Consider the following 15,297-nt stretch of genomic DNA (forward strand, 5'->3'; position numbering starts at 1 on the left):
CGGGGGTGGTAAGTTTTTTGCTTTTAAAGCCCCGAATAAAGAATTTTTATAATCTATTTTCGAAAAATTTTGATAATATGTTCAAGAGGAGGGGGGAGTACATGGGCAATCCATATATATCTATTTTCTCTACGCACAACTTGCCAGATAAAAAAAGAGATTTGGAAACTTTATGGGAAATGTTTGTGGAAAGATCGTGGGAAGATAAAATATCGGGCAAAATACGAAAAAATGTTTTAGATTCTTGGAGCCGCTGTCAGGAAACTGGAGTTGACCCGATGCAATTGCAAACGAAGGCAGCTTTAACAGAATACGAATTAAATCATCTGTTAAAAGGATCTGAGCTATATCAAATTGCGAAACCGATTATTGATAATTTATTTTATAAGTTGAAAGGTACTCGGTATCTTATCACACTGACAGATGAAAACGGTTGCATAATTTATTTGAAAGGTGAACCGTATGTTTTGCGGGAAGCGGAAAAAATGAATTTCACAGTTGGCATGGACTGGAGCGAAAATGCAGCAGGTACAAATGCGATTGGAACGTGTATCGTCACCCAAAATCCCATTCAAATTTTTTCTGCAGAACACTTTTGTCAAGGATGTCATCCATGGACATGTTCTTCAGCTCCTATCATTCATCCCTTCACAAAAGAGGTCATCGGTGTCATCGATTTTACAGGATTTTGGGAAGATGCTCAGCCTCATACACTTGGTTTAGCTGTATCCACTGCACAAGTGATTGAAAAACAGCTTGCATACGTCTATATGAAAGTGAATAACTATTTAATAGATTATTTTTTTCAATGTGCAAATAAATGGAAAAATGATCATATTCTAGTACTGAACCATGCCTTTTATGTTGTGAAGAGCAGTGAAAAGCTAATGGAATTATTTAACCTGAAACATGCAGGAGATTTGACGGTAAATCCTGATTTTCATCCTTTAATAAATGAGATGAAAAGGATGTCCAAATTCTCTGCGAAAAACGATATTTCCAGCGATTTGATGGTTCGAGATTTCAAGGTTTTAGCAATCGAGCCGATTCATTTTAAAGGGGAAGTTGCTGGATATATGGTCGTGTTGAAGGATAACAAAAAGGTATTCCGTACCACTGCGCGATACATTCTCAAGGATGAACCATGGAACGATATTATTGGGACATCGGATGCATTGTTAACAGCACTAAACAAATGTTATAAAGCTGCTCCTTCAAATGTTCCGATTCTTCTGTTGGGAGAAAGCGGTACAGGAAAGGAAAAAATTGCAAAATCAATACATCAATCCAGTCAGAGAAGAGACAAACCTTTTTTAGCAATAAACTGTGGCGCAATTCCGAAAGAATTGATTGGAAGTGAACTGTTCGGTTACGAAAGTGGAACTTTTACCGGAGGTTCGAAAGAAGGGAAGAAAGGAAAATTTGAGGAAGCAAACGAAGGAACCTTGTTTTTAGATGAAATCGGCGAGATGCCGCTAGATCTGCAAGTCCATTTGCTTAGGGTGCTGCAAGAAAAGGAGATTATGAGGCTGGGTTCATCTCAAACGATTCCAATCAATGTGAGAATTATTGCTGCAACGAATAAGAACTTATATGCCTTGTGTAAACAAGGGCTTTTTCGCGAAGACTTATTTTTTAGACTTAACGTTGTTACGGTTAATATTCCTCCTCTTCGTGAGCGAAGGGAAGATATTCCTCTGATTGCTGATTATTTCTTAAAAAAATTTGCAAAAAAGTATGCGAGAGAATCCCTTTCCATTGCGCAAGAAACTTTAAATTACTTTTTAGAATATTCGTGGCCCGGCAACATAAGAGAAATGCAAAATGTCATTGAGTATGCCGTCATATTTAGTGATTCTCCTGTTATTAGGATAGAAGACTTACCGGCATACTTTATTGAAAACAGAATGAGCCTCTCCATCAATAACCAGCTTAAAGATTTATCTTTAATTGAAATCGAAGAGCAAAAAGTGCTTGTCAGGCTTTTAGAGGAAACAGGCTGGAATTTATCAGCTGTCGCCAAAAAAATGAATATTGCCAGGTCCACTCTTTATCGGAAGTTAAAAAAATATCAGCTAAAACAAACATAAGCCGATTTTCTCGCGTAAATCCAATCATATTCACTAAACTCTTCACATGTCATCACATCTCAAATTTTTTAAAACAAAAAAATGCCTAGGCAAGGCGCTTTTTTTACGGTGTCATAGTTAATAGAAGCTAGTGTGTTGAAAAATAAAAAGATCCTCAAGCAAAATGAGCTATCATACCTTATCCATTCCTTCCATACAATTGAAATGAACGACGATCATGGGAGGATGGATGATGCAATTTTATTACGGTCAGCAAATGCCGCTTCGCATATTGGATGAAGCGGAGTTTTGGAAGCATCAAGAGGAAGAGCATACTGTTGTGATCCGAGAGCTTGTGGCAAATTTAGAGCAAAACTATGTAGATGCTTTGTTAAATTGGGAAGAAGAATTGTCGAAGACGCATCAAAAGGTTGTGCGCTATATTGAGTCTGTCATACGCTCCCCTTACTATATTCCAGCAAAGCTTTATCAACGAGTATTGAATTTGGTGTCATTTTGCTTAAAGCAAAGTCTCGATTTTATTAAATTATGCCGGCAAATTAAAACGGAAAGCGCTGCTGTTCGAAAAAATCCGACCGCCAAAGTTGTTTTGGACCATATTATTCGTGAATCAGAATATTTTGTCGGCATAGCGCAAGTGCTGTTGTATGGCAGCAAGTAAATTTTCAAGGGAATTCCTTTTTTGAAGGAGTTTCCTTTTTGTTTTCCTGGATTTTATTATTATATCTACGATGTGTAATTTAGAGAGTATGAGAATATTTTTACATACTCTAAGGAGTATGGAATACTAGTAAGAAAAAATTTTATTTATAAAAACCGCTGGAATATTGATTTTATACGGTTTTTACATTAACTAATTAGATATAGGAATAGTTATTGTTAGTTATAGGATTTAGTTAAAGACATCGGTTAGATTAAACCGGTGTCTTTAATTATAGAGGTTGTTATTTAGAAATGTTGGATTCTAAAATCACAGGGTAATTATTTTGGAGAGAATAAGGGAGAAGTTCAGTATTTTAATTAATTGGTACATGATTTGAGAAATGTCCGACATTTCTTTTGAAAAGCCGTTGACATTCTTTTATAGTTTCAGTAGGTTGATAGTAGATTACAAAGGGTGGGATGTCAGTGAAGGCTTTTTTATTCAGAGTGTTCGTTTTTGCTGTTTTATGGACGTACTTTTTATTTTCAGCTTTTTTGGATCATTCAGCACATCTCACCTTATTGGTATTTTTAAGTGCTTGTACAATTGGCTGCTATTTTTTTCTGCCTGTTGTCAAAAATACTCTTCTGTTGTACATCATCGTGGATCTTTTCATTTTGTCAGCGGGATGGCTTCAGTCTGCTGCAGGCAATCATGCCTCTCTTTTATTAATTTTATATCTTTATGTCGAAGCAATTTTTCAGCTAAAAAAACAGCCCTTTCGTCTGTTTGCCGTCATTCATGTTTCTGTTTCGATCCTGATCGCCTTATTCCTTCCTAATCCTTTTGAATGGCTGACGGTGTTTGCTATATTTACTTTCATTTCTGTTGTTTTAAATGAATATATCTTTGAAAGGAAGGAACAAAGGGAGCTGTATGAACAACTATTAGGAGAATATAGAGGATTAAAGCGTATCAGCTATGAAAACGAGCGGTCGGCCAGATTGGAAGAACGAACGAGAATTGCCCGTGATATTCATGATTCTGTCGGGCATAAATTAACGGCATTGCTGATGCAGCTTGAGATGCTTTCGATCAAAGAGAAAAGGAAGGAATATGAAGAATTAAAATCTTTAGTTCGCGAAAGTTTAGAGGAAACGAGACATGCAGTTAGGGCGCTAAAAATGGATGAAAGTGAAGGGATTTCGTCAGTGCTTCAGCTCATTCGTAAGCTGGAATCGGAAAGTCATATTATGGTGCATTTTACGACGAAGCAAGGGGTTTTGTCGGCCCGTCTTACTAATCAGCAAAATGTCGTTTTGTACCGAGTCATCCAAGAGGCGCTAACGAATGCGATGCGGCATGCGCAATCAAGGGAAGTGTATATCATACTAGGAAAAAATGCGATCGGTGACTTGGAATTTACGATAAAAAACCGGATATCGGATGCCAAACCGTTTCAAAAAGGCTTCGGTTTAACGAATATGAAAGAGCGTGTGAAAGAAGCTGGAGGAAGCTTGAACATATTTCAAACAAATGATGAGTTTGTTGTTCATGGGACTTTGCCAATAAAGTCCTGCGGTAATATGTCAAGGTGAAAAATCATAGAAATTGGAAATTCCCTTGTCCGATGATCCGAAAAAAGGCAATACTGAAGAAACCCAGTATTGGTACATGTAATAAACTGGGTCTAAAGGTTGATATTGGTATACCAGATCGATCCTCTTATCGATCTTCCCCCTTTCTTGGCGTGTAGATTTGACCGTTGCGTAGCAGCGCATCGATCACACGCACGAGTTTTCTAGCGGTGAGGACGAGGGCTCGTTTATGTTGGTGTTTGGGCACTTCCTCATACTTCTTCCGGTAGTACGCACGAAACGTCGCATCATGCCGTTGCACCGAGTTGGCAGCCTCCACTAGGTAGTAACGGAGATAGCGATTGCCGGAACGAATGAGGGAGGTGTCCTCGGCTTGAAAACGGCCCGATTGGTGCTTGGACCATGTCAAGCCGGCATATTTTGCCAAGGCGGCCTGGTTGTGAAACCGCTCGATTTGCCCGATTTCGGCCAGGATGCCTGCGGTATAAACCGGTCCGATGCCTGGGATGGTTTGCAGTGTGTTCGGAATGCCTTCAAGATGGCGGGTAATGGCTTTATCGAGCTCTTTGAGCTGCGATTGCAGGCTGCGGATTGATTGAATCGACAGCCCTAACAGCAAGTCGATGGAATCCTCGACACACTTGGACAACCGATACGACGAACGGGCCGCCTTTTGAATCGACTTGGCGATGCATTCCGGATCGGCAAAGCGATTGCGCCCTTTTTGGCGCAGGAAGTCGGCCAACTGCTTGACATCCATTTGGCAGATGTCATCGAGGCTCCACGACTCAAGCAGCAGTTCGAGAATGGCATGTCCGAAGATCGAACTGTCCACCTCTTGGGTAAAGGAACTGCATTTGTAAAACAAGTGCTGGAGAAAATACTGTTTCTCACGGGTTAACTGGTGGACGAGATGATATCGCATGCGTGTCAGTCGCTGAAGCGCGAGAAACTGCTCCTTGAGGACAGCCGTCATCTTCAGACGGCCGAAGCGAAGCCGATCCGCAATGATCCAAGCATCGATGTCATCCGTTTTCTCCAAGTCGACATAGGCTTCTTTAAACTTGCGAATGAGCTTTGGATTGATCGTAAACACCTTGACGTTCCAAGCCTGCAAGGCCTCCTGCTGGTGGAAAAACATAGCTGGATGCCAACTGTAGACCGAGGTGGCTTCCATCCCGATCAGAATTTCGGTTGGCTTTCGCTTGTTAGCCCACAGGAGGATTTGATCCCGAAGGAAGGTGGCGCCCAGAAGATGATTATCCACTTTGAAGCGTGCGCACGTATTTCCTTCATGATCCATAATGCAGGTGGCTAAGTCGCGTGAGCTCACGTCGATCCCGACGTAGAGTTTCATGAGATCACCTCCTATTGTTGTAGGATCGAGGGGTAGGACTCTTCGGGATGCCCCCGGATCGCGCCTGTTGACCAGTCACCCTCGCATATGAGAACTCACGTTGGACCATGGGCTGCCCTGGAAGCTGCTCCTTCCAGCATGGGGAAAACCAACGGGAACAGCCTGCGGGTTAGACGTCCAAACAGGGGCCGAGGAGACAGACTTTACAAGTAGTCAAAGCTACAGGAGTGAGAAGAGTATCCCCGATGATCCTAAGACCATTATCCAGGAACATTGCGAAAAGTCCAACCCCGGTACGCTCAACCCTTTGTGGGAGGGGCGCGCCCCTCCCACAAAGGCAACCACCCAAGATATGCGATTGTCAAGGAGCGTATCGGACTGGAAATTCGATAAAAAAACTTTCTGAAACTTAGTATACGAGGAGTATGAATGATGACCATCCGTATTTTACTTGTTGAAGATCAAGCCATTGTCCGCCAGGGCTTGAAAATGATGATCGAACAGGACGAGCAATTAAAAGTAGTCGCGGAAGCTGATCATGGGTTAAAAGCAATCGAAATAATGGAAAAGACAATTGTAGACCTGATTTTAATGGATATTCGCATGCCAGTTATGAACGGAGTAGAAGCGACTAAAAAAATAAAAGAGCGGTGGCCTGATGCGAAAATTCTTATTTTAACAACGTTTAATGATGAGGAATATGCCGTACAGACGTTGAAGGATGGGGCAAGCGGTTTTTTGCTGAAGACATCTGAACCGGCAAAGCTGATTGATGCGATACATAGCTGTATGAAAGGCGGAATGTCCATTCATGAAGATGTAGCGGCAAAAATGGTCCCGAAGCTGCTGGAAAAGCCAAAAAAAGAGATGGTGAACGTTCCTTTAACACCGCGTGAGCTGGCGATTGTGAAGCTTGTCGGCGAAGGAAAAACGAACAAAGAAATTGCGTCTGACCTTCATTTGTCCATCGGAACTGTCAAAAACCATATGACGCAAATTTTAAATAAGCTTGGGCTGCGGGATAGAACACAGCTCGCTATTTATGCCATTAAACATGATATTTGCTAGCTGTTTGATTAGGATCGGCTATTTAGGCCGGTCTTTTTTTGTATTGAAATAATGCCGTGAAATTTTAAAGCTCTATGTTAATGAAGCGTTCATAATTGAAAAATGTTTGCTTCGACTCGGAATGTTTGCTGATTTTCAGCGCTATTCCTAGAGACTTTGTAAATGTATGACCTAAGTCATAGTTTTTCAGTGAAAAGAGTGACTGCAGATAGTATGTGAGAAAGTGCGGACGCTGTAATATACAAATAGAACGTTGAGAGGGAGGATAAAAAATGCTGGAAGCTGTTGAAATAACGAAAAGGTTTAAACAAACGCATGCTGTAAACGGTGTGAATTTATTTTTGGAAAGAGGGGAAATCATCGGGCTTTTGGGGCCAAACGGCGCCGGCAAATCGACCACCATTTCAATTATTTCTACTCTGATTCCGCCGACAAGCGGTGATGTTCGTTTGAATAACGAAAGTGTCATCAAAAGGCCGGAAAAGCTCAGAAAAATTTTAGGGGTTGTACCGCAAGAAATTGCATTATATCCCGATTTATCAGCGCGGGAAAATTTGCTGTTTTTCGGCAAAATTTATCGGCTGTCAGGTTCGCAATTAAAACAGAAGGTAGAGGAAGTTTTGGAAATGATCGGTTTAACGGATCGCCAGCATGATCTTGTTAAAAATTTTTCAGGCGGAATGAAGAGAAGATTGAACATCGGGGCTGCCTTGCTGCACGAACCTGAATTGATCATTATGGATGAACCGACAGTCGGCATTGATCCGCAATCAAGAAATTATATTTTGGAAACGGTCAAAAGGTTAAATAAGGAGAAAAAAATGACCGTATTGTACACGAGCCATTATATGGAGGAAGTCGAATTTTTATGCAATCGCATTTACATTATGGATAAAGGGAATATTTTGGCGGCCGGTACTAAAGAGGAGATAAAAAATATTTTATCGGCAGAAAACACAATCCAAATTACTGTCGAGCGCGTGAACGATTCATTTATTCAAGCGCTGCGTGATCATCCGGTTGTCAATCGCGTGACTGTGCAAGATCGGGTAATTACCGTATTAACGCCAAAGGAAGCGAATGCTTTTTCCATATTGTTCAAAATTGCTGAGGAAACAAACACAATGTTGACATCTATCGAGATTAAAACACCTACTTTGGAAGATGTGTTTCTTCATTTAACTGGAAGAGCATTACGAAATTAAAAGGGTGATGATCATGATTGGACAATTTATTAAGAAACAATTTTTAATAATGATCCGCAATAAGCAGGAATTGCTTCTTCTATTAGTAATGCCGTTCACTCTTATATCTATTTTAGGTTTTGCGCTCACAAGTGTAATGGACAGCAAAAAAATGGATATTCAAGCGAAAGTAGCGATTGTCGAACATGGCAATGAACAAGAGGACTTCGAAAAATTCGCCAACGACGTAAAAAACGTGCAAATGCCGGATGAGGAAAAGGAATTTCTATTAAAACAAGTGGAAAAAATGATGCCTATTTCCATTTTAAAACAAGAAATTTTAGGCTCAAAAGGGCTGGAACCGTATATACAAATGGCAGAGTTTCAGCCTTCTGAATTGGAGGAAATTCGTGAAAATGACAAATATACAGTCATTGTTGAAGTGCCGGAGCATTTTTCATACACGTTGTTAAACCATTTAATATTTGGCGAGAAAACGAAGCCGAAGCTTAGTATATATGTCAACGAAGGCAAAGAAATTACAGCCCAATTTGTTCAAGAGCTCATCACTGAATTTCAAGAGCAATATTCTTTGATTTCTAAACTGGATCAGGCTGGCTTAAACGAATCACTTGAACTGCCTGTCGCAAAAGTAAAGGGAGAAATGGAAACCGTGACAAAACGGGAGCCAATTAATTCTTTTACTTATTATACAGTCGGCATAAGCGTTATGTTTGTGTTGCATCTGGCCTCGTATATTTCGTCTCATGCTTTGCAAGAAAAACAGTCGAACGCATTCCATCGTTTGTTGCTTGCCAATGTACCGAAAAATTTATACATGGCTGCTATTTTCATAACTTCCTTGATCATTGCCTTTTTTCAGCTCTCCTTGTTATATGCTTTAGCAGCCGTTTTTTACAGTGTCAAGTGGCCGGATCTCGTCTCGTTTATCATTGTTACGCTTGCTCTTTGTGTGGCAGTCGGAGGAATAGGAACCTTTTTAACATCATTGAGCTATCGAATAAATTCAGATAATGTTTCCATTTTCTTCTCAAGCGGAGTCGTTTCTATTTTGGCTTTTCTTGGCGGCAGCTATTTCCCGGTTTCGCAAATGTCGGAATTTATGCACAAATTGGGGGATATGACGCCAAATGGAGCCGGCATGACAGCTTATTTAAAAATTTTGCAAGGCTATGATCTGTCGCAATTTATTTGGACTGTCATATACTTATGTCTTTTCGGTTTTGTTATGTTCGTATTGAGCTTGCTAGTTTTCCCAAAAAGGGGTGAAATGGCGTGATCGGAGTTTTGACAGCAAAGCTGCGTCTTTTTATCCGGAAGCCTTGGCTATTTTTAATGGTGTCGATCCTTTCTGTCGTTTTTGCTATGCTCATCAGTTCCGTAAACAAACAGACTATAGTTGTCCCAGTATACAGCGCACTGCCTGAAAGTGAAGTGAAGGAAATCATTCGCTCTCTTGAGCAGTATAATCTATTTTCGTTTAAAAGGATGAAAAAAGAGGAAGTTGAAAAGCTGGTTGGCGAAGGTAAGGCGGAAGCAGGTGTGGAGCTTAAAAAGGACGATTTCCGCATAATCGTTGCTTCCAATACCCCCAATAGCTATTTGGTTCAGCAAACGGTTCAAAAAGTTTACGCAAAAGCATTACAATCCAAGTCGATCATCGATCAGGTGAAGGAAAAACAAGGAGAATCAAGCGCAAAGCAAGTGGCAAAATCGCTTGCGGAAGCGAAAAACGATCCGGTGTTTACCGTAGAGACAAAACATTTCCGTGCGGATGAAACTGTTATCATCAACAGCAAAATGCAATCGATTTTCGGCAGTGTCTTATTTTTTGTCATTTATACGATTGCGTACAACGTTTTCAATATATTAATGGAAAAGCGAAACGGCATTTGGGATCGAATGATTTTGTCGCCGGTCAAAAAATGGGAGATGTATGCCGGAAATTTAATTTACAGTTTTGCAACCGGCTATATTCAGGTGGCGCTTATTTTTGCAGTCTTTCACTTTGTGTTTGATGTAGATTTCAGCGATAAATTTTGCTTTGTGCTCGTATTGCTCATCCCTTATGTACTGGCAATTGTCGCAATATCAATTTTTATAGTAGGAATTGTCAATAATGAGCAGCAGTTTCATGCGGTGCTTCCGCTTGTTTCTGTCAGCATGGCGATGCTCGGAGGAGCTTATTGGCCGCTGGAAATTGTTTCTTCGGATGCACTTCTCTTGCTTTCAAAATTTGTCCCCGTTACGTATGGAATGGACCTGTTAAAAGGGGCGGTAGTTTACGGCTACTCATTCAGCGATTTGCTCTATCCGATGAGCATCCTATTCTTGATGGCTGTTGTGTTCATGGGGTTAGGGATCAACATTATGGAGCGGAAACGGGCTTAAGCGGTCAGCTTCCATTTGTAAATTATATGCGGCTCCCGCCTTAATCGTTGGCGGGAGCAAAATTTTGCATTTGTCGGCTGACAAGCTTTTGATACAACGGATGGGACTGCAACAGCTCATTATGTGTTCCCTGACCGGTAATTTTACCATTTTCGAGGACGATGATTAAATCTGCATTAATAATAGTTGAAAGTCGATGGGCGATGACAAATGTTGTACGATTTTTCATAAGATGAAGGAGAGCGTTTTGCACTTTTTGCTCGGAGTTGCTGTCTAAATTGGATGTAGCTTCATCCAGCAGAAGAATTTTTGGATTTCTCAACAGTGCCCTCGCGATGGCAATGCGCTGACGCTGCCCACCGGATAGCTTGATCCCTCTTTCGCCGACTTCCGTTTCATAGCCGTCTTGCATTTGTTCGATGAATTCATCTACATTAGCCAATTGCGCGGCTTTTCTCACTTCTTCTTCGCTGACTGTACGATTTAGCCCGTAGCAAATATTTTCACGAATCGTGCCAGACATAATCGGGCTTTCTTGAGAAACGTAACCGATCTGTTGGCGCCACTCAAAAAGCGGAAATTCGCGAATGTCGGTATTCCCTAATTTTATTGCCCCGTTTGTTGGCTGATAGAACCGTTCAATAAGGGAAAAAATAGTTGTTTTACCAGCACCGCTTGGTCCGACGATCGCGACGGTTTGGCCGGGCTTCACTTCAAAATGAACGTTTTGCAAAATCGTTTTTCCTTTTTCATAAGCAAACGAGATGTTTTGAAACACGATTGGTTTATGAACATCAATTCTTGTATTTCCATTATTATGTTCTGTTTCTGTATTCAAAAGCTGCTGAATTCGTTCTGTCGCACCCATTGCCTTTTGGAAAGCTGTAAAAAATCCTGCCATTTGGCTAAAAGGTACAATAATTTGCACCATATATATTATGATGGCAACGAGCGAACCTGCGGATAATTCCCCTCTGGCAACACGAATTCCTCCATAGCCGATAATGACGACTAACACCGCCATAATAATCGTTGTCATTAAAGGTGAAATAATCGCTTGGATTTTTGCTTCCTTCAAGCCGAATCGGAACAACTGCTGAATTTTTTGATTTCCGTTTTGTTTTTCGACAGGTTCGGCAATGTTTGATTTTACCAACCGGATATCGCTCAGCACGCGGCCTAGATTGCCGCTGAAAGTGGCCATTTCGTCTTGGGTTTGCATGGAAATTTTATAGATTTTCTGTCCAAGTGGAAGAACCAATACGATAGCAAGCGGTACAAAAATAAACAGAATGAGCGTCATTTTCCAATCAATGATAATTAAAATAGCGACAGCCCCTAAGACCGTAACAATTCCTGAAACGAAATTAGCTAAATGCTCGGTCACGAGCGACTTTACTGTATAAGTGTCCTGTGTTATGCGGCTCATCAATTCTCCAGATTCATGGCGGTCAAAATAAGGTATCGGCAAATACAGCACATGGTTCCAAAGCTTTGAACGGATTTTTGCCACAATATATTCGCCAATATAAGACATAAGATAATAGGAGAAGCCTGATGTAGTTGACTGAAGAATAAAAACTGCAATCAATAAAAAGATTAAATGAGTTTCAATACTTGAAGTTGAAAAACGATCAATCAAATCCCGTGTAAAGATCGGAACGACTAATCCTGTAGCTGCTTCCAAAAGACTTAATGCGATTGCCGCAACAAAAATCCAGAAAGGAGGGTTAGCCATTTTTATCAACTTTTTAAAATTTTGCCATGAAGTTTGATTTTTTTCAAAATTCTCCACAACGAATCTCTCCTTTACGTTCGGGCCATTTTGAATCAGGATTGCTGGATAGCTTCTCTCCTTCTTAGTTTTATCTTAAAACCTGACGTAACGTTAGAATCAATATATTTTTTGAAAAAATTGATTTAAATTTTGAAATTGTATGGAAAGGAAGAATTGCGGCTGTCTAAGTGGAACAGATTTGACGGCTCAGTCCTTTTCATATCATTAAAACGGTTACATGAAGCCCGCCTCTAAGCAAGTGGGAGGGGGGAGTTCATCGAAATATTTTAAAGAAAGAATTAATGAATCACTAAGTGCAATAGAGAAGAGTTTGGCTTTGTGTTGCGCCGGCTAGTATCCAGCAAGCCCGGCCAAACAACGAAAAGCGAGCGCGAATCTTGACCTTTGATTATTTTTTCAATTTGAAAGGGTTTTGCTTCTTGGTTGTCAAAATATATTTTTGTATCAATCATAGATGGGAAAGGAGAATTCATCATGAAAACTGCTGATTTATGCGATCAATATTTAGAAAAGCTTCAAGTTTGTAAATTGCCGCTTATCAGTTATGGGGGAAAAAAGAAATTTTCAGGTCCAATTGCAACGGTTGAAGTGTTTGAAGATAATGTGCTAGTTCGTCAAGCTCTAGAAACGATCCCAAAAGGTTCAGTTCTTGTTGTGGATGGAAAAGGTTCACGAAACTGCGCGCTTTTAGGAGATCGTTTAGCTCAGATTGCATGTGAACGTGAATTATCTGGCGTGATTATAAATGGATGTATACGCGACTCCGCTGAAATTGCGACGATGCCGATTGGGGTAAAGGCACTCGGCACCTGTCCGGTTAAAAGTAAAAAAGAAGGGAAAGGAAGCCGTGATGTCGCACTTGAATTTGGTGAAGTGCGCTGGACCCCAAATGCGTATGTGTATGCTGACAATGATGGCATTGTTGTTTCGGAGGAGTCCCTAAATATCGATTCATTTGATTGATTCGCATACCGTCATTATGTAGGAATCATAGTAAAGGTACGCATAAGTGATAAGCAGTCAAATGATACAGAATACAAATTGAAAAAAATGTTTTTTTCTAAATACATGCGTGTACAGCAGCATACATAATAACAACAGTTCAGCAATGTAAGATTTATGGATATAAGTCAGATTTTTGAACACAAATTTTTTCATGAAGTTCCTGTCCGTATAAGTGTGGTAAGGCAGTGACACTCGACAATGAGCCTCTGCGGGCGTGATTCTTCTGTCAAGAAGGAGATGTGTAAAACATCGGCAGGCAATCATGTCCGTTGCTCCAGTAAAGTTGCTGTAATCTCCATTCTATTTAATGTATATTAAATGTACGTTTTTTATTGGTATTGACGATTTAAAAAAGAAATAAAAGATTTTCGGGTCGTTTTTACTGTAGAAGCGGAAAAACAAATTGACAAAAAATTCAATGTAACTAAGACATTTTCCATAAAAAGGGGTGTGATATACAAAATTACTCCTCAGAGCTGAAGGATTTCTACTTCACTTGATATGACGGGTACTAGCCCGTTCGCAACTTTATTATAGAGAGTAAAGGCATATATCCTTATTTGGTAAGCCCAAAATGCTTCAAATAGTCGAGAAGAGAATACTGGTGAGATGGCACATACATTCTAAAAAGAACATTGTAATTACTGTTTGAGGAAAGAATATACAAACTAGGGGGAAACAGAAGAAATTGAAACCATTTATGTACTTTTCGTAGTAGATTAATAGGGTAACTTGACAAGCTCTTTTATCGATTGTTACAGTTTATTCATAAAATATCAAAGCAGTGTGCTAGTAATTTTACTTTTTACTGTAGATGGGCAAATGAACTACATAATCTGTAGGTGAGCAAATTATCTAACAAATATTTACATCCAAATAAGAAAATAGGCATGCCCCCGCCTCCTTGGTTAAAATAGATGTGCCAACAAACCATTTATACAAGAAGGTTCATGTCTTATGAATAGATTAGCACATTGGCACTTTATTTATTAAAAACCTATCATGAAGCATTCCGTTCATCTTGAAGATGCGATGATTATGAAAGGCTTTCTAAAACATTTACTGATCACTACCTGGGAACTTTCACCGAATCATCGCTCGACACTTAGCCATTTTTCTCAAAAAAACCTGGAATGAAGAGACATTACTTCGCAAACTCAGTATCAGTAGGGGATGCTTCATCGCATTGAACGCATTGCTAAACATGAAAATCAATCCATTTTTGTTTCGCTCGACGATACAATTTGGCAAAAAAAAACAAATCCTTCGTCACGGACAAAGCATATCATTCAAGGATGTTGATTGGAATGATTCTCACGCCGATAAATAGTTAATCTGGGTACATTCTCTCGCTTGGCTCACGGTTCATGTGATGACTCAAGACTTTCTCTTTCGTGTTTCGCCCCTACGACAATACGGCTGGGGAAAAAAGTGGAAACTTGCGGTTGAAATGCCTTCTTCTTTGGATGTGAACCGTCCCGTTTATGTGCTAATGGACTCTTGGTATCAATCTCAAACGCTCATGGAAGCTTGCTTGAAAAAAAGATTCCACGTGATTGCAACGCTCAAGACCAATCGTTTTTTATCCAAAAGACATGGCGGTTCAGGCAAAGGAGTTTGACCACTCTCTTTGAAAGACACTCATCTCGTCCATGGTGGGAGAAGAACGTTATCGCGTTGACCGCTACGAAGGGGCGCACAAAAGTATCAGATATGCCGTGGTGCTACTCTGCTTAAAAAGACGATCAACCATGACGCTTGACAATCTTCATTGCGTTTTGAGTACCGATCGAAAGCTATGTAACAAAGACATCTTTGCGCTACTATGTCGACGTTGGTCGATCGATTCTTTTTCCATCAAGCGAAAGACCACTAAGCCCGATGGGTACCGTATTAGCAGGCGTTGGGCGGTGAAACGGTATTGGATTCTAGTTTTATTAGTTTATGTGTACAGTATGACGAGAAATCCAACAGCGACTTTAACTAGAAGGGACGCATCTTTGTCGAGTTTATTTATCAGAAAACAAAGCAAGATACTCCCAAAAAAACAGTTTCATATAGCAAAAGGGATACTTGTTTGTTGTTTTTTTTAGATGACAATTGTTGTGTAATTTACATGGCGTAACTATAGTTATTTATTGT

General features: G+C 40.2%; 10 protein-coding genes and 1 pseudogene. 9 read left to right on the plus strand and 2 right to left on the minus strand.

Translation table 11 applies throughout. The annotated features are described in order from the left end of the window. The first annotated feature begins 101 nt into the window (after positions 1–101). From NSU19_RS03610 to NSU19_RS03620, 3 genes are all read left to right on the plus strand, one after another. Positions 102–2,090, plus strand: coding sequence for a sigma-54-dependent Fis family transcriptional regulator (locus tag NSU19_RS03610; protein WP_339198815.1), 1,989 nt, complete (start codon positions 102–104; stop codon positions 2,088–2,090). Positions 2,091–2,322: 232 nt separating this feature from the next. Continuing rightward, positions 2,323–2,751: a DUF2935 domain-containing protein gene (locus tag NSU19_RS03615; RefSeq protein WP_339195668.1), complete on the plus strand. Its 429-nt coding sequence runs from the start codon at positions 2,323–2,325 to the stop codon at positions 2,749–2,751. A 467-nt stretch (positions 2,752–3,218) separates the two neighbouring features. Further along, positions 3,219–4,331, plus strand: a complete 1,113-nt coding sequence (locus tag NSU19_RS03620) for a sensor histidine kinase (protein WP_339198818.1) — start codon at positions 3,219–3,221, stop codon at positions 4,329–4,331. A gap of 127 nt (positions 4,332–4,458) precedes the next feature. On the opposite strand, the gene NSU19_RS03625 is transcribed toward NSU19_RS03620, so the two are convergent. Further along, complete coding sequence (locus NSU19_RS03625) at positions 4,459–5,688, minus strand: IS110 family transposase (protein ID WP_027725928.1); 1,230 nt, start codon at positions 5,686–5,688, stop codon at positions 4,459–4,461. A gap of 432 nt (positions 5,689–6,120) precedes the next feature. Here NSU19_RS03625 and NSU19_RS03630 point away from each other — a divergent pair, with 432 nt between their 5' ends. The 4 genes from NSU19_RS03630 to NSU19_RS03645 all read left to right on the plus strand — a co-directional run bounded on the left by NSU19_RS03630 (position 6,121) and on the right by NSU19_RS03645 (position 10,352). Continuing rightward, positions 6,121–6,756 (plus strand): response regulator transcription factor, encoded by a 636-nt coding sequence (locus NSU19_RS03630; RefSeq protein WP_339199957.1) that lies wholly within the window; start codon positions 6,121–6,123, stop codon positions 6,754–6,756. Positions 6,757–7,028: 272 nt separating this feature from the next. Continuing rightward, a complete protein-coding gene (locus NSU19_RS03635) occupies positions 7,029–7,961 on the plus strand; it encodes an ABC transporter ATP-binding protein (protein ID WP_063389232.1) in 933 nt (310 codons plus the stop codon). Positions 7,962–7,974: 13 nt separating this feature from the next. Continuing rightward, on the plus strand, positions 7,975–9,240 hold the full coding sequence (locus NSU19_RS03640; protein ID WP_339198821.1) for an ABC transporter permease: 1,266 nt from the start codon (positions 7,975–7,977) through the stop codon (positions 9,238–9,240). Further along, on the plus strand, positions 9,237–10,352 hold the full coding sequence (locus NSU19_RS03645; protein ID WP_339198824.1) for an ABC transporter permease: 1,116 nt from the start codon (positions 9,237–9,239) through the stop codon (positions 10,350–10,352). The genes NSU19_RS03640 and NSU19_RS03645 overlap by 4 nt, the downstream gene beginning before the upstream one ends. A 40-nt stretch (positions 10,353–10,392) precedes the next feature. On the opposite strand, the gene NSU19_RS03650 is transcribed toward NSU19_RS03645, so the two are convergent. Continuing rightward, positions 10,393–12,090: an ABC transporter ATP-binding protein gene (locus NSU19_RS03650; protein ID WP_339199959.1), complete on the minus strand. Its 1,698-nt coding sequence runs from the start codon at positions 12,088–12,090 to the stop codon at positions 10,393–10,395. A 534-nt stretch (positions 12,091–12,624) separates the two neighbouring features. Between NSU19_RS03650 and rraA the strand changes: the two genes are divergently transcribed. Both rraA and NSU19_RS03660 read left to right on the plus strand, forming a co-directional pair. Next, positions 12,625–13,113, plus strand: coding sequence for a ribonuclease E activity regulator RraA (gene rraA, locus NSU19_RS03655; RefSeq protein WP_066248830.1), 489 nt, complete (start codon positions 12,625–12,627; stop codon positions 13,111–13,113). A 946-nt stretch (positions 13,114–14,059) separates the two neighbouring features. Further along, positions 14,060–15,280, plus strand: a pseudogene (locus NSU19_RS03660) (transposase). Positions 15,281–15,297: the final 17 nt, after the last annotated feature.

Source organism: Aeribacillus sp. FSL k6-2211 (assembly GCF_037966125.1).
GTDB lineage: Bacteria > Bacillota > Bacilli > Bacillales > Aeribacillaceae > Aeribacillus > Aeribacillus composti.

What these genes read in the sequence shown, in the direction of transcription:
- NSU19_RS03610 (WP_339198815.1), top strand. Translation starts at nt 102, where the DNA reads ATGGGCAATCCATATATATCTATTTTCTCTACGCACAACTTGCCAGAT.
- NSU19_RS03615 (WP_339195668.1), top strand. Translation starts at nt 2,323, where the DNA reads ATGCAATTTTATTACGGTCAGCAAATGCCGCTTCGCATATTGGATGAA.
- NSU19_RS03625 (WP_027725928.1), bottom strand. Translation starts at nt 5,688, where the DNA reads ATGAAACTCTACGTCGGGATCGACGTGAGCTCACGCGACTTAGCCACC.
- NSU19_RS03630 (WP_339199957.1), top strand. Translation starts at nt 6,121, where the DNA reads ATGACCATCCGTATTTTACTTGTTGAAGATCAAGCCATTGTCCGCCAG.
- NSU19_RS03635 (WP_063389232.1), top strand. Translation starts at nt 7,029, where the DNA reads ATGCTGGAAGCTGTTGAAATAACGAAAAGGTTTAAACAAACGCATGCT.
- NSU19_RS03640 (WP_339198821.1), top strand. Translation starts at nt 7,975, where the DNA reads ATGATTGGACAATTTATTAAGAAACAATTTTTAATAATGATCCGCAAT.
- NSU19_RS03650 (WP_339199959.1), bottom strand. Translation starts at nt 12,090, where the DNA reads ATGGCTAACCCTCCTTTCTGGATTTTTGTTGCGGCAATCGCATTAAGT.
- rraA (WP_066248830.1), top strand. Translation starts at nt 12,625, where the DNA reads ATGAAAACTGCTGATTTATGCGATCAATATTTAGAAAAGCTTCAAGTT.